Origin of the sequence: Pseudomonas sp. 65/3-MNA-CIBAN-0223 (assembly GCF_040310425.1) — a bacterium.
In the GTDB taxonomy this organism is placed as follows: Bacteria; Pseudomonadota; Gammaproteobacteria; order Pseudomonadales; family Pseudomonadaceae; genus Aquipseudomonas; species Aquipseudomonas gregormendelii.
Genome location: NZ_JBEOPV010000022.1, coordinates 24,077 through 45,717, shown reverse-complemented (window position 1 = coordinate 45,717; position 21,641 = coordinate 24,077). Strand labels below are relative to the sequence as shown.

Below are 21,641 nucleotides of genomic sequence, written 5' to 3'. Positions count from 1 at the left end.
GGCGCCAACCGCCTTTCACTTCTAGAATTCAGGAATTTTCTGATCCATGGGCAAATCGCTGGTCATTGTGGAATCCCCGGCTAAGGCCAAGACCATCAACAAGTATCTGGGTAACCAATACGTGGTGAAGTCGAGTATCGGCCATATCCGAGACCTGCCCACCAGCGGTTCGGCTAGCGCCAGCAAAGAGCCTGCCGCCAAGCGCGGCAAGGCCGCTGCGGGCGAAGGCCCGGTGCTCACGCCGAAAGAGAAGTCGCGCAAGCAACTGGTCTCCCGCATGGGCGTCGATCCCGATAACGGCTGGAAAGCCAAGTACGAGATCCTCCCGGGCAAGGAAAAGGTCATCGAAGAGCTGCGCCGGCTCGCCAAGGATGCTGACACCATCTATCTCGCAACCGACTTGGATAGAGAGGGGGAAGCCATTGCCTGGCACCTGCGCGAAGCCATCGGTGGCGACGACAGCCGCTACAAGCGCGTGGTGTTCAACGAAATCACCAAGAAGGCGATTCAGGAAGCCTTCTCCAAGCCCGGCGAGCTGGACATCGACCGCGTCAATGCCCAGCAGGCGCGTCGCTTCCTCGACCGCGTGGTGGGTTACATGGTGTCGCCGCTGCTGTGGGCCAAGATCGCCCGTGGCCTGTCTGCCGGTCGCGTGCAATCGGTTGCCGTGAAGCTGGTGGTGGATCGCGAGCGCGAAATTCGTGCGTTCAACCCTGAAGAATACTGGGAAATTCACGCCGACCTCGGCACCTCCAAGGGCGCCACCGTGCGCTTTGACGTCGCTCGCGAGAAAGGCGAGGCCTTCAAGCCGCTTAACGAAACCCAGGCCATGGCCGCGCTGGAGAAGCTCAAGGCTTCCAGCTACAGCATCGTCAAGCGTGAAGACAAGCCGACCAGCAGCAAGCCGTCTGCGCCCTTCATCACGTCCACCCTGCAGCAGGCCGCGAGTAACCGCCTGGGCTTCGGCGTGAAGAAAACCATGATGATGGCCCAGCGTCTGTATGAAGCCGGCTACATCACCTATATGCGTACCGACTCCACCAACCTCTCGGCTGATGCCGTGACCATGGCGCGCAGCTACATCGAGACCGAGTTCGGCAAGAAGTACCTGCCGGAAAACCCGAACGTCTACAGCAGCAAGGAAGGCGCGCAGGAGGCTCACGAAGCGATTCGTCCTTCTGACGCCAATACCGAGCCAAGCAAGCTGGCGGGCATGGAGCGTGATGCAGAGCGCCTCTACGAGCTGATCTGGCGCCAGTTCCTGGCATGCCAGATGCTGCCGGCGCAATACCTGTCGACCACCGTTACCGTGGGCGCGGGTGATTTCGAGTTGCGCGCCAAGGGCCGTATCCTCAAGTTCGACGGTTACACCCGCGTCATGCCGCAGATCGCCAAGCCTGGCGATGACGATGTACTGCCGGACATGGCCCAGGGCGACTCGATGAAGCTGATCAAGCTTGATCCGACCCAGCACTTCACCAAGCCGCCTGCGCGTTACTCGGAAGCGAGCCTGGTCAAGGAAATGGAAAAACGCGGCATCGGTCGTCCTTCGACTTACGCCGCGATCATTTCGACCATCCAGGACCGCGGCTACGTTGCGCTGCACAACCGCCGGTTCTATTCGGAAAAAATGGGCGACATCGTCACCGAGCGCCTGTCCGAGAGCTTCCCGAACCTGATGGACTACGGCTTTACTGCCGGCATGGAAGAGAACCTCGATGACGTGGCCAAGAGCGAGCGCGACTGGAAAAGCGTGCTGGACGAGTTCTACGGCGACTTCAAGAAGAAACTCGAAGTAGCTGAAAGCGCCGAAGGTGGCATGCGCGCCAACCAGCCGGTGATGACCAACATCCCGTGCGTGGTGTGCGGTCGTCCGATGCAGATTCGTACGGCATCGACCGGCGTGTTCCTCGGTTGCTCCGGCTACAGCCTGCCACCGAAAGAACGCTGCAAGGCCACCGTCAACCTGGTGCCGGGCGATGAAATTGCCGCAGACGACGAGGGCGAGTCCGAATCCCTGGTGCTGCGTGGCAAGCATCGCTGCCCGATCTGCAGCACGGCGATGGACGCCTACCTGCTGGACGAGAAGCGCAAGTTGCACATCTGCGGCAACAATCCGGACTGCGACGGCTACGAGATCGAAGAAGGCAGTTATCGCATCAAGGGCTACGAAGGTCCGAGCCTGGAATGCGACAAGTGCGGCAGCGAGATGCAACTCAAGACCGGCCGTTTCGGCAAGTTCTTCGGCTGCACCAACGCGACCTGCAAGAACACCCGCAAGCTGCTGAAAAGCGGTGATGCGGCGCCGCCGAAGATGGACCCGGTGAAGATGCCTGAGCTCAAATGCGAGAAGGTCAACGACACCTACATCCTGCGCGACGGTGCTTCCGGGTTGTTCCTGGCCGCCAGCCAGTTCCCGAAAAACCGTGAGACTCGTGCGCCCCTGGTGATGGAGATCATTCCGCACAAGGACGAGATCGATCCGAAGTATCACTTCCTGTGCGAAGCACCGAAGAAGGACCCGGATGGCTTGCCGGCGGTGATTCGTTACAGCCGCAAGACCAAGGAGCAGTACGTGCAGACAGAAGTCGACGGCAAGCCGACTGGCTGGAAGGCTTACTACGACGGCGGCAAGTGGACGGTAGAAGACAAGCGCCCGGCGAAAGCCAAGGCTTGATTCGGCGCTGATATAAAAAACCGCATGAAGCCCGAGGGTCCTCATGCGGTTTTTTTTGCAGGAAAGATCAAAAGATCGCAGCCTTCGGCAGCTCCTACATAAGGTTCCTGTAGGAGCTGCCGAAGGCTGCGATCTTTTGATCTTGATTTACTTGCCGCAGGCCAGGTGTATCCACGACACTGTCCGACCTGCATGAAGCAATTATTTCGTTGTGGAGGCTGCCGTCATGGCCCACGAACTCTATACCCGCACCAACCAGAAGATTTATTTCGCCGGCCTGTCGCTCGAAGCGCTGGGCAAAGCCGAAGAGGGGCGGGCGATGAACTCCCTCGCGTTGATCCAGGCGGGGCGTGAATCGGCGCTGTTTCATCTGTATGGCGCGCTGCTGGGCCTGTGCCATGAGATCGCCGGCTTCTACCGTCTGCCGCAGGCCAACGCCCCGCGCGCAGAGATGCTGCTGACGCGCGAAGTGCTCGAAGCCATCGCTATTCCGGAAATGGCCGAGATGGTCGAGCTGGCGCAAAACCCGGAAACATGGCTGGCCAGGTTGCTGGCCGCGTACTCGGCGCTGTTCCAGCCACCGCGTGCCCCGCACAAGCCCAAGGGTGACGTGACCCAGCCGCTGATCCAGGCGATCAACCTGGATGAAGAACAGGCGTCTCAGGAGCTCAGCCGCGAAGAGCTGGAGAGCTGGCGGCAGCACCTCAAAGGCCTGGCCATTCGTTTTCGTGAAGGCTTGAACGAGTGCTGATGGCTGGGGATTCAGCGGTGCTGTCAATGGCGCTGCTGGTCAAGATCCCGAGCGAAGCATGGCCGATGCCTATATAATCCCCGCCTTTCGTGGAGAACAGACTTATATGCCAACGTCGTTTCTGGAAATTGTCGAGTTGCCTGACGGCCGTATCGAGCTGCGCAGGGCTGAGGACGAGGGTTCTCTGGTGACTTTGGATTTTTCCGAAGATGCCAAAGCGTTCCTGCAAGGCCAGCACGTGGAAGTCGCCAAGGCGATGTTGAGCGTCGGCGTGCAGATGGCCGGTCGCATGGTTGAAGGCGAATTAGAGCAGGAAGAGGGGTCGCGGGTTCTTCATTGATCCCCGCCCGTCGGTTTCTGCAGACACCGCTTCGGTTCGGCTTCTCTGTCCTTTGAGAAGCCCCGCGCATGATCCTTGCGCGCAGCAGGTTCGCTTATCCCAGTCGAATATTCAGACTTTGCGCGTCCCCGATCCGGGCGGCGCTGATCAACTGTTGCCGTTGGGTTGAACCCAGCGGATTGAGCCAGCTCACAACCGTGTGGCTGCGGCCCAGTCGAAGTGCTTCGCACGTCAGCTGCTGAGCGCTCTGGGTGCCCCGTGGTTGCAGTAGCAGGATGCGCTCGCGGTTGAGGCCGGCGTCCCGCAACCAGGCCTGGGTCAGGCTGGCGGGCGGGGCGATCAGGGTGAGCCAGCGGGCGTCCTGGTCCTGGCTCAGTTCTCTGAGGATCGGGGCGAGAAGGTTAAGGCAATTCCCGGCTGCACCACGCAGTGACAGTTCGCTGAAGACTTCCGGTTCGGCGCTCCACGGCGATTCGACCACGTCTTTGAGGATGGGCGCCAACGGCTGCACCATGAACGCCTCGAACAACGGCAGTTGGGCTTGCTGTGATGTGTGCGGGAATTGCATAAAGCCTCCTTTAGCGGCGAATGACGCCGACACTCAAGCCTTCGATCACCAGTTCCTGATCTTTCAGGTTGACTTCGATAGGGGCGAACTCGGGGTTTTCAGCCAGCAACCAGACTTTGCTGCCATCGCGCTTGAAGCGTTTGACGGTCACTTCATCGCCGATCCGCGCGACTACGATCTGGCCATTACGGGCTTCGCGAGTGGTATGAACCGCCAGCAGGTCGCCGTCGAAAATGCCGACGTCCTTCATGCTCATGCCGTGGACGCGCAGCAGGTAGTCGGCGCGTGGATGAAAGAAGGCCGGGTTGATGTTGCAGGATTCCTCGATGTGCTGCTGGGCCAGGATCGGCGCACCGGCAGCCACCCGGCCAATGATCGGCAGGGTGGAATCGTCGGCGGCCTTGGCTTCAAAGCCCGGAATACGGATGCCACGGGACGCGCCCGGGGTCATTTCGATTGCACCCTTGCGGGCCAGGGCCTTGAGGTGTTCTTCCGCCGCATTAGGCGATTTGAAGCCCAGTTCCTGGGCGATTTCCGCACGGGTCGGCGGGTAGCCGTTGTCTTCGAGGCAGCGTTTGATGAAGGCCAGAATCTCTGCTTGGCGTGGCGTCAGCTTTAGCATATTGATCGCTCTGTCTTTTTATACAGTGACTGGGATTATATACAGTGGAACGGTCTTGGCAATGCCCGTTTTTTTACCCGCCGCTGGACGGTCGATCCGAGCCCTGATTGAAGCTTTGCAGTTGTATGGTTAAATAGCTGACCGACCATTCCCAAAACGAACCGCCAGGCTTGACAAGACAGGGTCTGAAACGTATGTTTCAAACAAGTGTTTGTCAGGCGGAGTAGCCATGGCCCAGTCGGAAACCGTTGAACGCATTCTCGATGCTGCCGAGCAATTGTTCGCGGAAAAAGGTTTCGCCGAAACCTCGTTGCGCCTGATCACCAGCAAGGCCGGGGTCAACCTGGCGGCGGTGAACTATCACTTCGGCTCGAAGAAAGCCCTGATCCAGGCGGTGTTCTCGCGCTTCCTCGGGCCGTTCTGCCTGAGCCTCGATAGAGAGCTTGAGCGTCGCCAGGCCAAGCCGGAAAACAAGCCGACGCTGGAAGAGCTGCTGGAGATCCTGGTCGAGCAGGCCCTGGTCGTGCAGCCGCGCAGCGGTAACGACCTGTCCATTTTCATGCGTCTGCTGGGCTTGGCGTTCAGCCAGAGCCAGGGCCATTTGCGTCGTTATCTGGAAGACATGTACGGCAAGGTGTTTCGCCGCTACATGATGCTGGTCAACGAAGCTGCGCCGCGTATACCGCCGATCGAGTTGTTCTGGCGCGTGCACTTCATGCTCGGTGCCGCTGCGTTCAGCATGTCGGGGATCAAGGCGCTGCGGGCGATTGCCGAGACCGATTTCGGCGTCAACACGTCGATCGAGCAGGTCATGCGCCTGATGGTGCCGTTCCTGGCCGCCGGCATGCGCGCCGAAACCGGCGTGACAGACTCCGCCATGGCCACCGCGCAGTTGCGTCCACGCAGCAAATCGACACAGGTTGCCGCCAAGGTTTAACCGCGTACGGGTGGGCGCGGCAGCTGACATCCGCTAAGCTAGCCGCCCATGCCGACTCTCGTTCTGAACCCGCTCCCCATTGCACTCGTCGACCTGCCTGGCCTCGCCCAGGTTGGCGATTTTGCACGCTCCGGGTTTTTCGTTATCAAGGAATCTCTATGACTGCTGGCCTGCAAGGCTCGTTGATGGTGGACGTCGCCGGTACCTGGCTGACGGCTGAAGATCGCCAGTTGCTGCGTCAACCGGAAGTGGGCGGGCTGATCATTTTCGCCCGCAACATCGAACATCCGCGCCAGGTGCGTGAATTGAGCGCGGCGATTCGCGCGGTGCGTCCCGACCTGTTGCTGGCAGTCGACCAGGAAGGCGGGCGGGTGCAACGGCTGCGCCAGGGCTTCGTGCGCCTGCCGGCCATGCGCGCCATTGCCGATAACCCGAATGCCGAATACCTGGCGGAACAATGTGGCTGGATCATGGCCACTGAAGTGCTGGCTGTGGGTCTGGACCTGAGTTTCGCCCCGGTGCTGGACCTCGATTACCAGCGCAGCGCCGTCGTCGGCACCCGTTCGTTCGAAGGTGATCCGCAACGCGCCGCCTTGCTGGCCGGCGCGTTCATTCGCGGCATGAACAGCGCCGGCATGGCCGCCACCGGCAAGCATTTCCCCGGGCATGGCTGGGCCGAAGCAGATTCCCATGTGGCCATCCCCAACGATGAGCGCAGCCTTGACGAGATCCGCGCCAACGACCTGGTGCCGTTTGCCCGTTTGAGCAAGCAGCTGGCGGCAGTGATGCCGGCCCACGTCATTTACCCGCAAGTCGACTCCCAACCGGCCGGCTTCTCCCGCCGCTGGTTGCAGGACATCTTGCGCGGCGAGCTGCAATTTGACGGTGTGATCTTCAGTGATGACCTGTCCATGGCCGGTGCCCATGTGGTTGGCGATGCGGCCAGCCGGATCGAAGCGGCGCTGACGGCCGGTTGCGACATGGGCCTGGTGTGCAACGACCGCGCAGCGGCAGAGCTTGCCCTGTCGGCGGCACAGCGCCTGAAAGTCACCCCTTCTCAGCGCATTGCGCGGATGCGTGGGCAAGCCTTCGTCGGTACCGAATACCGTCAGCAGCCACGCTGGCTGGCTGCCATCGGCGCGCTCAAAGAAGCTCAACTGATTGAATAAGGATTCAACGTTATGACGGTTTACGCGATCATCGGTGGCACCGGCCTGACCCAGCTCGAAGGCCTGAACATTCGTCAGTCCCTGGCCGTGGACACGCCTTACGGCGCGCCGTCGGCCGAGGTGCAGATTGGCGAATACGCCGGCAAGGAAGTGCTGTTCCTCGCCCGTCACGGCCATCCGCACCGGTTCCCGCCGCATCAGGTGAATTACCGCGCCAACCTCTGGGCACTGAAGCAGGCCGGCGCCGAAGCGATCCTGGCGGTCAATGCCGTCGGCGGGATCCACAGCGCGATGGGCACCGGGCATTTCTGCGTGCCGCACCAGCTGATCGACTACACCAGCGGGCGTCAGCACACTTTCTTTGCCGATGACCTGGAGCAGGTGACCCACATTGATTTCAGCTACCCCTACAGCGAGCCGTTGCGCCAGCAATTGATCGCGGCGCTGGCTGCAGAGGGCGTCGATTACAGCAGCCAGGGCGTGTATGCCTGCACCCAGGGACCGCGCCTGGAAACGGTTGCCGAAATTACCCGGCTGGAGCGTGATGGCTGCGACATCGTCGGTATGACCGGCATGCCTGAAGCGGCCCTGGCGCGGGAGCTGGAGCTGGATTACGCCTGCCTGGCGCTGGTGGTGAACCCGGCGGCGGGCAAGTCGACGGCGATCATCACCATGGCCGAGATCGAGCAGGCTTTGCATGACGGGATGGGGAAGGTGAAATCGACTCTGGCGCGGGTGCTCAAGGGCTAATCACTTTTGGGACCGGGGTGAGCCCATCGCGGGCAAGCCCGCTCCCACAGGAAATGTGTGCAAGCCCCGCATTGCCGGGCCAACAACAATCTCTGTGGGAGCGGGCTTGCCCGCGATGACGGCCTGACAGGCGCCGACACTCTCAACGCTTCTCCAGCTTATCCGGCAACGGCGCAAACAGCGCCTCGATATCATCACTCTGCAACTTCCAGTCCCCGGCACTGCGGCCATCCAGCACGCCCGCCGCCAGGTCGGATTTTTCCTTTTGCAGGTGCTGGATCTTCTCCTCCACCGTGCCCCGGGCAATCATCTTGTAGACGAACACCGGCTTCTCCTGGCCAATGCGATAGGCCCTGTCAGTCGCCTGGTTTTCCGTGGCCGGGTTCCACCAGGGGTCGTAGTGAATCACCGTGTCCGCTTCGGTCAGGTTCAGGCCCACGCCGCCGGCCTTCAAGCTGATCAGAAAGATCTGCCGCTTGCCGCTCTGGAAGTCTTTCACCGGCGCCCGGCGGTCGCGGGTCTGGCCCGTCAGCAAGGCATATTCCACGCCGCGCTTCTTCAGCTCGACCTCGATCAGCGCCAGCATTGAAGTGAATTGCGAGAACAACAGAATCCGCCGGCCCTCTTCGAACAGTTCTTCCAGCATTTCCATCAGGCTGTCGAGTTTGCCCGAGGTGCTGCCGCGAGTCGGCGGCGCGGCATCGCTGACCAGGCGCAAGTCGCAACACACCTGGCGCAGCTTCAGCAGCGCTTCAAGAATGATGATCTGGCTGCGGGCCACGCCTTTGCGGGTGATCTCGTCGCGCACTTTCTTGTCCATGGCCAGGCGCATGGTTTCGTACACGTCGCGCTGGGCTTCGTTGAGTTCGACCCAGTGAATAATTTCGGTTTTCGGCGGTAATTCTGTCGCCACCTGCTCCTTGGTGCGGCGCAGCAGAAAGGGTTTGATCCGCCCGTTCAGGTGCTGCAGCCGGACTTCGCTGGCGCGCTTTTCAATGGGCACGCGGTAATCGCGATTGAAGCTCTTCACGTCGCCCAGCCAGCCGGGCAGCAGGAAGTGAAACAGCGACCACAACTCCCCCAGGTGATTCTCCAATGGCGTGCCACTCAGGCACAGGCGCTGGCGCGCGTTCAGTTCGCGGGCAGCCTGGGCGGCTTTGCTGTTGGGGTTCTTGATGTACTGCGCCTCATCCAGCACCAGCACGTGCAAAGGTTGCGCCGCCAGGTGCTCGATGTCCTTGGGCAGCAGTGCATAGGTGGTCAGGATCAGGTCGTAGTCGCCAAGGTGGGCGAAATGTTTTTTGCGGCTGGCACCGCACAGCGCCAGCACCTTGAGCTGCGGGGTGAAGTGCGCCGCTTCGTCGAGCCAGTTGGGGATGAGGCTGGTGGGCATCACCACCATGCACGGGCGATCGAGGCGCCCGGCGTTCTTTTCGCTGAGCACATGCGCCAGGGTCTGCAGGGTTTTCCCCAGGCCCATGTCATCAGCGAGAATGCCGCCGACTTCCAGCTGGCGCAACGACTGCATCCAGCTCAAGCCTTCCAGCTGATACGGGCGCAGGGTGGCGTTGAGGCCGTCGGGCGCGGTCGCAGTAAAGTCCTTGATGTCGCGCAGGCGCTGGGCAAACGTGCGGATCTGCTCGCCGCCTTCCCAGAGCAGTGGCATGTCTTCCAGCGGGTTGAGACGTGTGGCATCGGCCTTGCTCAGGCGCAGCGTGGTTTCGCCCGGCTCCTGCAGGTAGAACTCGCCGAGGGTCGCCAGCACCGGTTTCAACCGACCCAGGGGCAGGGCGACTTGCAGCGGGCCGTACTCGGAGTTGGGCCGATTGGGAATGTTGACCAGGATCAGCTCGTCGTCCCGACGCCGTGCCAGGCGTTCCGGGTTGAGGATTTCGGTGTGCGAGCGCATCAGGTTCAACAGGATCGGCAGCAGGCTCAGGCGCTCTCCATTGACGATGATGCCCAGCTCGAGGTCGAACCAGTCGCGTTCCGGCGCCTGTTCGACGGTGGCGTACCAGTCGTCCACGGCCGTCAGGTCGAAGCCGAATTCCTCGTCGATCTGCAACTCCCAGCCCTGGGTGCGCAGCTTCGGCAGTTCATTGAGGGTGAAGGTCAGCCAGGCGCTGTCGTTGACCATTTCGAACAGCTCGCCCGCGCTTTCCGGCAGGGCCTTGCTTTGGCGGGTGGCGATCTTGAAGCCGAGGATTCGCAGGTGTTCCCGGTAGGACTGTTCCACTTCCGGTTGCCGCTTGATCCGCAGGGTCTGGGTCTCCTGGCGGATGAGAATGTCGGCGTTTTTTTGACCCGAGACGTATTCATCCAGATAGCTGAACGACAGCGCGGCGCGATGCTGGATGTAGCGCTGCATTTTGCCGTTGCGCGGCTCGAATGCACTGAATTCGATACTCGCCAGCCACAGGCGCGGCACCGGCTGGACATTCTCCACCAGCACCTGAGGCACGCTTTTGGGGTTGCGGTTTTCCAGTACGGCCGAGAGTTTTTCCAGCAGTTCGGCGTCTTTGGCGGCGGCTGGATAGTCGAGGGTTTCCTGCACCTGCAGCAGCACCGCAGCGCAATGCTTGCAGTTGTTGCGCACCGGGCAACTGCAGGTGGCATCGACCATCAGCAGGGTGGACTTGGCCGACTCGCGCAGGCGAATGGTCTGGCGGTAGACGTTGCCGCCAGAGCCTTCGCACGCGGCAACGATCGTGGCGTCGCCCACTTCGACGATCCTGACACGGTTCTCCAGGGCGTAGCGGCGGCCACGCTCCAGGCTCTGTTCCTTGAATCGGCTGACCCAGGACGGTGCCAGGGGTTTGCTCAGGGTCGTGGACATAAGGACTTCAATCAGTCCGGAATTTCATCGGGGACTGGCCGAGGTGCGGGGGCGGTCAATGAAGTGATTTTTATCAGCAGGCCGAGGTGGCCGTTATCGAGGAAATTCAGCTGGCCGTTCTTGGTGTGGCTTTCCTGCTTGAGGCGCTCGCTGGAGGTGACCAGGCCATTGGCGTCGATCTGGTTGACCCAGAAGTCGGCGTCGACGTCGGTGAAGCGCCCCAGTTTCAGGCTCAGGGTGCCCTCGATCGGGAACTGGCCGAACTGTTCCGCGCCGTCGCTGATCGCGAACTTGCTGGCTTGTTCGCCCAGGGTCTGTTGCCACGCCTTGTGCAGCAGCACTGTGTATTCATTGCTGGCCGTGAGTTTTTCCACCTCGCGAGTCAGGCTTGGCGTGCGCAGGCTTTGCGGGCTCACGCGTTGCGCGCCGGCTGCCCAGTCTTCCGGTGCGGCACGGCTGACGATGGCCGGCACGGCGTTCTGCCGCACCAGCACCATTTCCACTTGATACATGTCGTCGGCAAACACCGAGGGGGCGACCAGGGTCATCAGCAAGGTCAGTGAGCAAAACAGGCGCATGCGGCGTCCTTCAAGCAGTTTTCGGGATGAGGCGCTCAAGCAGCGCCTCCACAGTATTAAAGCGCTCTTCTGCGCGCTCCATCGGCACCATGAATTTGAACACCGTGGCACCTTCGAATTTGTAGCGTTTGGGTTGTCCCTGGATCAGCTTGATCAGCGTCAGCGGGTCGACCGGTGTTTGCGCCGCGAATTCGATACGACCCCCTTGCGGCCCGCCGTCGACTTTCTTGATGCCGAGCAGTTCGGCCTGCAGTTTCAGGGCCGTGATGCGCATCAGGTTCTTGGTCGGTTCCGGCAGCAGGCCAAAGCGGTCGATCATCTCCACCTGCAGATCCTTGAGGCCGTCTTCGTCGGTGGCCGAGGCAATGCGCTTGTAGAGGATCAGTCGGGCGTGCACGTCCGGCAGGTAATCTTCAGGGATCAGCGCCGGTACCCGCAGATTGACTTCAGGACCGCCACCCAGGGGTTGGTCGAGGTTCGGTTGTTCGCCCTTGCGGATCGACTTCACCGCGCGTTCGAGCATCTCCATGTACAGGGTGAAACCCACGGCCTGGATCTGCCCGCTCTGACCGTCGCCGAGCAGCTCGCCGGCGCCGCGGATTTCCAGGTCGTTGGTGGCGAGCACAAAGCCCGCGCCAAGGTCCTGGGTATTGGCGATCGCTTCCAGGCGCTTTTCCGCATCGGCGGTAATCTGCTGGCGCGGTGGCGTGAGCAGGTAGGCGTAGGCCTGGTGGTGACTGCGTCCAACGCGGCCGCGCAGCTGGTGCAGCTGTGCCAGGCCGAACTTGTCGGCACGCTCGATGATGATGGTGTTGGCGCTCGGCACGTCGATGCCGGTCTCGATGATGGTCGAGGCGATCAGCACGTTGAAGCGCTTGTGGTAGAAGTCGCTCATCACCTGTTCGAGTTCGCGCTCGCGCATCTGCCCGTGGCCGATGCCGATGCGTGCTTCCGGCACCAGTTCGGCGAGGTCGGCGGCACATTTCTCGATGGTCTTCACGTCGTTGTGCAGGTAGTAGACCTGGCCGCCGCGCAGCAACTCACGCAGCAGGGCCTCTTTGACCGTGCTCTTGTTCTGCTCCATGACGAACGTGCGCACGGACAGGCGACGGGCCGGCGGCGTGGCGATGATCGACAGGTCGCGCATGCCCGACACCGCCATGTTCAGCGTGCGCGGAATCGGCGTGGCGGTCAGGGTCAGGATGTCGACTTCGCTGCGCAGCGCCTTGAGCTGTTCCTTCTGGCGGACGCCAAAGCGGTGTTCTTCGTCGATGATCACCAGCCCCAGGTTCTTGATCTTGACGTCGTCCGACAGCAGCTTGTGGGTGCCGATGACGATGTCGATCTTGCCTTCGGCGAGGTCGGCGATGGCCGCATTCACTTCCTTGGGCGACTTGAAGCGGCTCATCACTTCCACGCTCACCGGCCAGTCGGCGAAGCGGTCGCGGAAGCTGTTGTAGTGCTGCTGGGCGAGCAGGGTGGTCGGCACCAGGATGGCCACCTGACGCCCGCCATGCACAGCGATGAAGGCGGCGCGCATGGCCACTTCGGTCTTGCCGAAACCCACGTCGCCGCACACCAGGCGGTCCATCGGCTTGGGCGCTAGCATGTCGGCGCGCACGGCGTCGATGGTGGTTTGCTGGTCCGGGGTTTCCTCGAACGGGAAGCCGGCGCTGAAGGTCGCGTAGTCGGCTTTCGGGTCTTCGAAGGCATAACCTTCCCGTGCAGCTCGACGGGCATAGATGTCGAGCAATTCGGCGGCCACATCGCGCACTTGCTCGGCGGCCTTGCGCTTGGCTTTCTGCCAGGTCTCGGAGCCAAGGCGGTGCAGCGGCGCCAGGGCGTCGTCGCTGCCGGTGTAACGGGCAATCAGGTGCAGGTTGGCCACGGGCACGTAGAGCTTGGAGCCTTCGGCGTATTGCAGGGTCAGGAATTCAGCGGCCTGATCGTCGATTTCCAGGGTCGCCAGCCCCAGATAACGCCCAACACCGTGATCGATGTGCACCACCGGCGCGCCTTCGCGCAGCTCGGTGAGGTTCTTGATGACGGCGTCGTTGTTCGCGTCGGCGCGTTTCTCCCGACGGCGGCGCTGCATCACGCGCTGGCCGAACAGCGGGCTTTCCGCTACCAGTGCCAGGGCTGGGTCATCGAGCACCAGACCTTCGTCCAGCGGCGCGATGGTGATCGCCAGGCGCTCTTTGCCCGCAACAAAGTCTGGCCAGCTGTCGACGGTTTTCGGTCGCAGCTTCAGGCGTTCGAGCAGTTCCAGCAGCACTTCGCGACGGCCTGCGGACTCGGCGGTAAACAGCACGCGCCCGGGAAACTCGTCGAGGAAGCCGGCCAGCGCCGCCAGTGGCTGGGTGGCCTTGGCTTCGATGGCCAGGTTGGGCAGTTCGCGGGCCGGGAAGCGCTCGCGCCCAGCGCCGGTTTCGACATCCTGTTGGCTGGCCACCACGCGCGGCCAGTTTTTCAGGCGGGCGAAGCAGTCTTCCACCGGCAGGAACAGCTCCGCTGGTGGCAATAGAGGTCGGGCCGGATCGACGCGGCGTTCTTCATAGCGGTTGCGCACGTCGTTCCAGAAGTTTTCCGCCGCCTGTTCAATGCCTGGCAGGGAGAACACCTGGGTGTCCTGGGGCAGATAGTCGAACAGGGTCGAGGTTTCATCGAAGAACAGCGGCAGGTAGTACTCGATGCCGGCGGGGGTGATCCCGCTGCTCAAGTCCTGGAAGATCGGGCAGCGCCGGAAGTCGACGTCGAAGCGTTCGCGAAAGCGTGCCTTGAAGCGCGTGACCGCATCTTTTTGCAGCGGGAACTCCCGCGCAGGCAGCAGGCGCACGGTGTCGACCTTGTCGATGGAGCGCTGGTTCTCCGGGTCGAAGGTGCGCAAGGTCTCGATTTCGTCATCGAACAGATCGATACGGAAAGGCAGCTTGCTGCCCATCGGGAACAGGTCGATCAGCGATCCGCGCACGGTGAATTCGCCATGCTCGTACACGGTATCGACGTAGCGATAGCCACTGGCCTCGAGCCGGGTGCGCATCTGCTCGACGTCGAGCTTCTGGCCGACGTCCAGCACCAGGCTGCTGCCGAGCAGAAACTTGGTCGGCGCCAGGCGGTGCAGGGCGGTCGTGATCGGTACCACCAGCACGCCGTGGCTCAGCTCTGGCAGCCGGTACAAGGCAGCGATGCGCTGGGAGATGATGTCCTGGTGCGGCGAGAACAGGTCGTAAGGCAAGGTTTCCCAGTCCGGGAAATGCAGTACGGGCAAATCCGGGGCGAAGAAACCCAGCTCCTGTTCCAGCCGCTCGGCACTTTGGCTGTCGGCAGTGAGCAGCAGGGTAAAGCGCTTGGCAGCGCTGGCAGCCTCGGCAATGGCCAGGCTCAGGGCGGCACCGGGCAGGTTGCCCCAGTGCTGTTTACCTGCCGCGGCAGGGAGAAGCGGTAGACGCAGAACGGGCACGGAAGGTTGAGCTCCAAGCGTTGCGACAAAGTCGGTAATTGTAGCGGGCCCGGGTGCCGCCTGTCAGTGACAGACTGTGTCTATTACGCAGGTTTGGCGAAATGTAGTGGTAAAGACAAAATCGGCGGTTTTTTTAGGGAAAATGACCGGATATGTAGTGGCAAAACGGACCGGTGTTACGGATGGTTACGGACAAGGCAGCGCTGTCTGCAAAAAAATGACAGCGCTGGAAGCCGCGTGTTTACTGGGCTGCAGCGAGGCGTATTTTTTTCTGACGGAATTTTGTTACGGATGGTACGACAAGCGCGCATTGCTACAAGAGGCACTCGGCGGCATAATGTAGCCCCTTTTTTCTGCCCCTACATGTGGAAGGTTCCCGTGACTCAGAAGCCCGACCAGTGTCTTGGTGAATGGATCGACCGTGAAGCACTCGCAGAAGCGATGATTCCGCTTATCGGTCAGCTCTACCGCAATAACAACGTGGTGAGCTCGATCTATGGCCGCAGCCTGATCAATCGTTCAGTCATTGCGATTCTCAAAGCCCACCGCTTTGCTCGTCATCGCCAGTCCGATGACAGCGAATTGTCCGTCCACGAAACATTCCCTCTGCTCAAGGCGATGAGCGAGCTCAAGCTCGGCGCCGCTTCGGTAGACCTGGGCAAGCTTGCGGTCAAGTTCAAGACCGAAGGCAATGGCCGTACTGCCGAGCAGTTCGTCCGTGAAGAACTGGCTGACGTCGTTGGTCAGCAGAACGCCGCCGCTCGCAAGGGCACCGACGTTGTCCTGTACGGTTTCGGTCGTATCGGCCGCCTGCTGGCGCGCATCCTGATCGAGAAAACCGGTGGTGGCGACGGCCTGCGCCTGCGCGCCATCGTGGTCCGCAAGGGCGCCGAGAACGACTTGGTCAAGCGCGCAAGCCTGCTGCGTCGTGACTCGGTTCATGGTCCGTTCGATGGCACCATCACCATTGATGAAGCCAACAACACCATTACCGCCAACGGCAACCTGATCCAGGTTATCTACGCGAAAAACCCGACTGAGGTGGACTACACCCAGTACGGCATCAAAGACGCGCTGCTGGTGGACAACACCGGTGTATGGCGTGACGCCGATGGCCTTGGCCAACACCTGGCGTGCCCGGGTGTCGACCGCGTTGTTCTGACCGCGCCTGGCAAAGGCAAGCTGAAGAACATCGTGCACGGCATCAACCACGGCGATATCACTGCTGACGACAAGATCGTTTCTGCCGCTTCGTGCACCACCAACGCCATCGTGCCGGTGCTCAAGGCTGTGAACGACAAGTTCGGCATCGTTAATGGTCACGTTGAAACCGTTCACTCGTACACCAACGACCAGAACCTGATCGACAACTTCCACAAAGGCGATCGCCGTGGCCGTAGTGCTGCGCTGAACATGGTTATCACCGAGACCGGTGCCGCTACCGCTGCTGCCAAGGCCCTGCCTGAGCTGGCCGGCAAGCTGACCGGTAACGCGATCCGCGTTCCGACGCCTAACGTGTCGATGGCCATTCTCAACCTGAACCTTGAGAAAGCCACCACCCGCGAAGAGATCAACGAGTACCTGCGCCAGATGGCCATGCACTCGGATCTGCATAAGCAAATCGACTACGTCAACTCGCAGGAAGTGGTTTCCACCGACTTCGTTGGCTCGCGCCACGCAGGCGTAGTGGACGCTGAAGCGACCATCACCCAGGATAACCGCGTTGTACTGTACGTTTGGTACGACAACGAATTCGGTTACAGCTGCCAGGTGGTTCGCGTGATGGAAGACATGGCCGGTGTAAACCCGCCAGCATTCCCGCGCTAAGCTTCACAAGTAACTAAAAATGCCCCGGCCCTTGGTCGGGGCGTTTTTGTTTGTATCTTGCTTATAACTTTTTAGACTTTTTTCCCAGGAGTTAAGCGTTATCCAGTTTGTTGCCTCGAAAGTTGCAGGCATAAACTTCCAGCAAAAATAAGCAGTTGCCGATTGTTTGAGGTGCGGGTGGGTTTAGTGGATCCAACTTAAAATGCGTTGGCGAATTGGCGCCATTTAATTGTTCCGTCCAAATACTTGACACTGTCACTCACTGAAACTAGTGTCGCCTGTGACGGCCCGCTCTGCCTCGGGCTTCGTCGGTTTTGCTGCTTCAGCGTCGCGTTACAACTCTCCAAAAAGACAGGGATCTCATTCCTGCTCACATCACAATAAATCTAATGAAAACTGTTCCGGCTTAGTTGCCGTGCAGCGCCCTGTTTCGTATTGCTCACCCTGCCGAAAGTGTTTTGCGGTCACGGCATGTTATTGCCTGGCTTTTACGCGGTTGGTCTATCGGGAGAGTCGAACATGGCGGAAGAACGATCGAAGTTGTTGTCGCTGTTACCGCGCTTGGTGGGGTTGGGAGTCCTGGGGTTTGTCGTCTGGTTACTGCTGTCGACACTGCTGATGCCTCTGGTGTCGGCCTCTGCCACCCGGGCGATTTTGAATGCTCCGGTGATCCTGCTCACCACGCCCATTGATGGCGTGGTCAGTGCGTTGGACGTCAAACCCGGTGCGACCTTTGCGCAGGGCCAGAAAATCGCCGTAGTGGAAAACCCCCGGGCGAATCAGGAAACCTTGCTGACCCTGCAAACGCGCCGCCTCACTCTGGAACAGCAGATATCTTCCTCGGCCAGCCAGGCCGAACATGATCAGCAGTATTACGAGGCACTGGAAAAAACCAGCCAGCAGTACCAGACCGCTTTTCATACCCGGCAACTCTTTACCCAAAGGGCGCTGCGGGCCGAAAACAGTGCCGCCAGTGCGCGGTTGATGGACGCCCAGGAAACGGTCGAGCGCAACCTGGAGTTGTTCGTGCAAGGGGCGGTGAGTGGCGCGGTGGTGGCTTCATCGAAAGCGCAGCTGGCCTCTTTGCAAGGTGCGGCGGAGTCGGTGCGCTCGCAGTTACGGATCAACGACGGCGACGTCAGTGCGGCCAACAAGCAGGTGTACCTCGACCCGGATCAACTGCGCATGTTCGACCTGACGGCGCAAATGACCACGCTCAAGCTCAGCCTGGAAAATCAGGCGCGCAATCGGGCGACCTATCAACAGGAGCTCGACAACCTCAACCGTTTGATCGATGCCGAGCAGAGCCGGGTCAAGCTGATGGCCGGGTACGATGTCGTGGCCTATTCGCCGGGTACTGTCCAGGAGCTCCTGGCGCCCCAAGGCACGCTGGTGCAGGCCGGTTCGACTTTGCTGCGCGCCACCGATTGCGGGCAGAGCTATGTGATTGCGGTGTTCCCGGAGCGCATGGCAAGCAAGATCGATCGTGACAGTGTGTTGACCGTGAAAATCCGCGGCCTTGCCGAGCCGCTCAAGGCCAGCGTGGTGCAGTTGTTATCCAGCGCTTCGGACATTCGCGCCAACTCCTACAGCGTGCCGTTCCCCTACGCCGAGCAGAACTCGGTGTATGTGGTCGGTACCTTTGCCGCCGACCTCACCGATAGCCAGCGCGCCATGACCTGCAACCCCGGGCTATGGGCCAGTGCCGAAGTGTCACGACCATGAACGGCCTCTTGCGCGGGGTGGTCAGCGTGATAGTCATGGGCTCTGGCGCGTCCTCATTGGCGGCAGCCGCCAGGCCTCAACTGGCGACAATGACCTGCGCCGCACTCGATCGCGCGGTGGCGACGCAGCCGGCGGGCCCTGTGCTGGTGGCCAGTTACCCGGCGCTAAATGGTCAGCCGGCGCCGATCCTGGCGTTGCGCGGGGTGGCGTTCACTTACGATAACGCCCTGGCGAGCATTGCCTTGTTCGCCTGCGGCAAGGCCGGGTCGGCGCGACGCATCGCCGATGCTCTGGTCTTTGCAACGAACCACGATCCCGAATATCACGATGGCCGTTTGCGCAACGCCTACGCTGCTGGCCCGGTGGGTGCGCCGCCGATGAAGCTGCCCGGCTACTGGAGCACCGAACGCAACGCCTGGAACCAGGACGCCTATCAAGTCAGCAGTGCGACCGGGAACCAGGCCTGGGCGGCGCTGGCGTTGCTTGAGGCTTTTCGCCAAAGCGGCGAGGGCGCCTACCTGGAAGCGGCAAGAAAAGTCCTGCGTTGGTCGCAGGACAAAACCTACGACGCCCAGGCACCGGCCGGCTTCAGTGGGGGCTACTACGGGTACTTCGATCAGCAGATCCAGCAGAACTGGAAGTCCACCGAGCATAACGTCGACCTGGCGGCTGCGTGGTCGGCACTCAATGCGCTGGCTCCGGATCAGGGCACGGCGCGGCAGGCGCAGATCGCCCGGCAGTTTGTCGCCAGCCAGTGGGACGCCACGGAAGGGCGCTTCCTGATCGGCACCGGTGCGGATGGCCAGACGTCGGACCGCGTGCGCTCCGGGCTGGATGCGCAAATCTGGCCACTGATTGCCTTGCACGACCCGCCCGGGGATTGGCGTCGGGTGTTCGCTTTTGTCGATCGCGCGCACCGGTCCGGTGACGGCTACGGCTTCAATCGCGATCCCGATGGTTTGTGGACCGAAGGCACCGCGCAAGCCGCAGCGGTCGCGCAGTTAAACGGCCTGAGTGACAAGGCGCAGCCGCTGTGGAGTGTTTTGCTGGCCCAGGAAGCCGGCAATGGCTGGCTGTACGCGACCCCGGCACCGCGCATCAGTACCGGGCTGGCCATAGGCCCGGACTCGGTGACCAACGATTTTTTCTATTACCACCTGCCTCACCTGGGCGCCACGGCGTGGGCGGCGATTGCGGCCACCGGCGTCAATCCCTTTACCGGTTCGCTAGAGGCTGACTGACATGCAGGCACTGGACTCGTTGCAACTGATGCAAATCAACTTCTGGACCCTGGCACTGGTGATTCTATTCACCTGCCTGACTCATCGGGACCAATGGGCTGCGCGCGCCGGATTCGGCGCCGTGACCGCGTTGCTGTTGCTCAACTACGCGGCCTGGCGGATTCGCGACACCTTGCCGGACGGCCATTCCGGGTTTGCCACAGTCTGGGCCTACACCTTTTTGTTCTTCGAAATGCTGGCGATCGGTTACACGCTGTTTTCCATCGTCGTCATGCTCTGTCGCTCGGATCACAGCAAGGACGCGGACGCGGGCGAGCGACGCTTGCGCGCCCAGGGCGTGAGTGCGCCAGCGGTCGATATCTTCATCGCCACGTACAACGAAGGCCTGGAAATCCTGGAAAAAACCATTATTGCCGCCCAGGCCATCGACTACCCGAATTTCACCATCTGGGTGCTCGACGATACGCGCCGGGACTGGTTGCGTGATTACTGTGCCGAGGTCGGCGTGCAGTACGCGCGCCGCCCTGATAACTCCCACGCCAAGGCCGGCAACCTGAACAATGGCTTGCGCCAGTCGGCGGCTGGCAGCAACGCGCCGTACATATTGGTGCTGGATGCCGATTTCGCGCCGCAGCAGCCGATCCTGTTGCGCACCCTGGGCTTGTTCGACGACCCGAAAGTCGGCCTGGTGCAGACGCCGCAGTTCTACTACAACCCCGACCCGATCCAGCACAACCTGGGCACTTCGGCGTGCTGGGTCGATGAGCAAAGGGTGTTCTTCGACGTGTTTCAGCCGGCGAAGGATGGCTGGGATGCGGCATTTTGCGTCGGTACGTCCTTCGTGGTGCGGCGCGATTTGATCAACGAGATGGGCGGTTTTCCTACAGGCTCGGTCTGCGAAGACATCTACACCACCTACCGGCTGCTGCAGAAAGGCTATGTCACCCGCTGGTTGAATGAGCGCCTGTCAATCGGCTTGTCGGCCGAAGGCCTGACCGAGTACATCAACCAGCGCGGGCGCTGGTGCCTGGGCACCATCCAGGTGGCGCTGCTCAAGGATGGACCGTTGCGCGGCAGCGGCTATACGCTCAACGACCGCCTGCACTACATCCATGGGCTGATGCACTGGTTTTCCAAACCCTTCATCCTGATGATGCTGGTGTCGCCGGTGCTGTACTGGTATTTCGGCATTGCCGGTTTCTACGCCACGCCGATGGATTTCCTCGCGTTTGGCATGCCGGCTCTGATCGCGTTCTGGGGCTACGGCACCTGGGTCACGGACCGGCGCACCTTGCCGATTTTCACTGAGGTCACACAGATCGTTGCCTCCCTGGCCGTCACCGCCACCATCGCCAGCGCGATGATCCGGCCTTTCGGACGCCCGTTCAAAGTGACCGCCAAAGGCCTGGATCGCACCAAAACCATGGTGCACTGGAAGCTGTTCGGGTTCTTTTTTGCCTTGACGCTGTTCTCGCAGATTGGCGCCTATATCGCGATCAGCACTGCCGCCTCGTTCGACGGCAACATGCTGTTCAACCTGTTTTGGACTGTGGTCGCGCTGGTCTACAACCTGGCAACGCTGGTCGCCTGTGTGGATCGTCCGCGCTTGCACGGTGAAGAGCGTTTTCCGTTCAACAAGCCCACGGGGTTTCGGTTTGGCGGCAAGGTGCTCGCCGGGCGCCTGGTGGATATCTCCCTCAGCGGCGCGTCGTTCGAGTGCGCGTTCGCGTCGTCGATCAAGCCGGGGCTGTGCGGGCAGATGTGGGTCGACAAACTGGGTTGGCTCGATGTCGAGGTCATGCGCAACCATGGAGACAATCAACTGGGCCTGAGGTTTGCCGAGCTTGATGAAGCGCTGCGGCGACGGTTGATCGCGCGGTTGTTCAGCGATGCAACGATCAATGTCGTCAGCAAGGCGGAGCCGGGGCTGGCGTTCGGCACCTTGTTACGGCGTGCATTGCTTGGCGAAAAATCAGCGGCGCCGCGTTTGCCTGCGCCGGCCAGGGCGTCGTCCTACACCCCGCTACGTCGCTGGCGACCGGTCAGTGTACGTTCGCGTAGACAGCCTTTGCCGCATGTCAGCGTCAGTCGGTCAGGCCTTTGGTCTTTGCTGCTTTCACCCTTGCGAGCTCTGCTCGGCCAACGATTTTAGGTGCGCGC

Annotated in this window: 15 protein-coding genes; 10 read left to right on the top strand and 5 right to left on the bottom strand. The window is 61.3% G+C overall.

All coding sequences use genetic code 11. From position 1 onward, the window contains the following. Nucleotides 1–46: 46 nt before the first annotated feature. From topA to AAEZ09_RS22885, 3 genes are all read left to right on the top strand, one after another. Nucleotides 47–2,677: a type I DNA topoisomerase gene (topA, locus tag AAEZ09_RS22895; RefSeq protein WP_350600860.1), complete on the top strand. Its 2,631-nt coding sequence runs from the start codon at nucleotides 47–49 to the stop codon at nucleotides 2,675–2,677. Nucleotides 2,678–2,903: 226 nt separating this feature from the next. Continuing rightward, nucleotides 2,904–3,428, top strand: a complete 525-nt coding sequence (locus tag AAEZ09_RS22890) for a DUF6586 family protein (RefSeq protein ID WP_350600858.1) — start codon at nucleotides 2,904–2,906, stop codon at nucleotides 3,426–3,428. Between the two features lie 106 nt (nucleotides 3,429–3,534). Next, nucleotides 3,535–3,768 carry a hypothetical protein gene (locus tag AAEZ09_RS22885; RefSeq protein ID WP_045062423.1) on the top strand — a complete coding sequence of 78 codons (234 nt, stop codon included), beginning with the start codon at nucleotides 3,535–3,537 and terminating at the stop codon, nucleotides 3,766–3,768. A 94-nt stretch (nucleotides 3,769–3,862) separates the two neighbouring features. On the opposite strand, the gene sulA is transcribed toward AAEZ09_RS22885, so the two are convergent. Next, entirely contained in the window at nucleotides 3,863–4,336 is a 474-nt protein-coding gene (gene sulA, locus AAEZ09_RS22880) for an SOS-induced cell division inhibitor SulA (protein ID WP_045062425.1), read from the bottom strand. A 10-nt stretch (nucleotides 4,337–4,346) separates the two neighbouring features. Continuing rightward, nucleotides 4,347–4,958 carry a transcriptional repressor LexA gene (gene lexA, locus AAEZ09_RS22875; RefSeq protein WP_045062428.1) on the bottom strand — a complete coding sequence of 204 codons (612 nt, stop codon included), beginning with the start codon at nucleotides 4,956–4,958 and terminating at the stop codon, nucleotides 4,347–4,349. Between the two features lie 229 nt (nucleotides 4,959–5,187). On the opposite strand from lexA, the gene psrA reads away from it, so the two are divergent. From psrA to AAEZ09_RS22860, 3 genes are all read left to right on the top strand, one after another. Continuing rightward, nucleotides 5,188–5,895: a transcriptional regulator PsrA gene (psrA, locus tag AAEZ09_RS22870; protein ID WP_350600857.1), complete on the top strand. Its 708-nt coding sequence runs from the start codon at nucleotides 5,188–5,190 to the stop codon at nucleotides 5,893–5,895. A gap of 158 nt (nucleotides 5,896–6,053) precedes the next feature. Further along, nucleotides 6,054–7,064: a beta-N-acetylhexosaminidase gene (gene nagZ, locus AAEZ09_RS22865; protein WP_045062434.1), complete on the top strand. Its 1,011-nt coding sequence runs from the start codon at nucleotides 6,054–6,056 to the stop codon at nucleotides 7,062–7,064. 12 nt (nucleotides 7,065–7,076) lie between these two features. Then, the gene (locus AAEZ09_RS22860; protein WP_045062436.1) at nucleotides 7,077–7,814 is read left to right on the top strand and encodes an S-methyl-5'-thioinosine phosphorylase; all 738 of its coding nucleotides are present in this window, start codon (nucleotides 7,077–7,079) and stop codon (nucleotides 7,812–7,814) included. A gap of 142 nt (nucleotides 7,815–7,956) precedes the next feature. Here AAEZ09_RS22860 and AAEZ09_RS22855 read toward each other — a convergent pair whose 3' ends face one another. Genes AAEZ09_RS22855 through mfd form a run of 3 tightly spaced genes read right to left on the bottom strand, consistent with a single transcriptional unit; the run spans nucleotide 7,957 to nucleotide 14,688 of the window. Further along, entirely contained in the window at nucleotides 7,957–10,650 is a 2,694-nt protein-coding gene (locus AAEZ09_RS22855; RefSeq protein WP_350600855.1) for an SNF2-related protein, read from the bottom strand. Nucleotides 10,651–10,661: 11 nt separating this feature from the next. After that, nucleotides 10,662–11,228, bottom strand: coding sequence for a CsiV family protein (locus AAEZ09_RS22850; protein ID WP_122838167.1), 567 nt, complete (start codon nucleotides 11,226–11,228; stop codon nucleotides 10,662–10,664). 10 nt (nucleotides 11,229–11,238) lie between these two features. Then, nucleotides 11,239–14,688: a transcription-repair coupling factor gene (gene mfd / locus AAEZ09_RS22845; RefSeq protein ID WP_350600854.1), complete on the bottom strand. Its 3,450-nt coding sequence runs from the start codon at nucleotides 14,686–14,688 to the stop codon at nucleotides 11,239–11,241. 363 nt (nucleotides 14,689–15,051) lie between these two features. On the opposite strand from mfd, the gene AAEZ09_RS22840 reads away from it, so the two are divergent. The 4 genes from AAEZ09_RS22840 to AAEZ09_RS22825 all read left to right on the top strand — a co-directional run bounded on the left by AAEZ09_RS22840 (nucleotide 15,052) and on the right by AAEZ09_RS22825 (nucleotide 21,633). Then, a complete protein-coding gene (locus tag AAEZ09_RS22840; RefSeq protein ID WP_045062443.1) occupies nucleotides 15,052–16,515 on the top strand; it encodes a glyceraldehyde-3-phosphate dehydrogenase in 1,464 nt (487 codons plus the stop codon). Nucleotides 16,516–17,034: 519 nt separating this feature from the next. Then, nucleotides 17,035–18,240: an HlyD family secretion protein gene (locus AAEZ09_RS22835; RefSeq protein ID WP_350600853.1), complete on the top strand. Its 1,206-nt coding sequence runs from the start codon at nucleotides 17,035–17,037 to the stop codon at nucleotides 18,238–18,240. Continuing rightward, nucleotides 18,237–19,481 carry a hypothetical protein gene (locus AAEZ09_RS22830; protein ID WP_350600852.1) on the top strand — a complete coding sequence of 415 codons (1,245 nt, stop codon included), beginning with the start codon at nucleotides 18,237–18,239 and terminating at the stop codon, nucleotides 19,479–19,481. Before AAEZ09_RS22835 ends, AAEZ09_RS22830 begins: the two co-directional genes overlap by 4 nt. Nucleotide 19,482: 1 nt before the next feature. Beyond that, nucleotides 19,483–21,633 (top strand): glycosyltransferase family 2 protein, encoded by a 2,151-nt coding sequence (locus tag AAEZ09_RS22825; RefSeq protein ID WP_350600850.1) that lies wholly within the window; start codon nucleotides 19,483–19,485, stop codon nucleotides 21,631–21,633. Nucleotides 21,634–21,641: the final 8 nt, after the last annotated feature.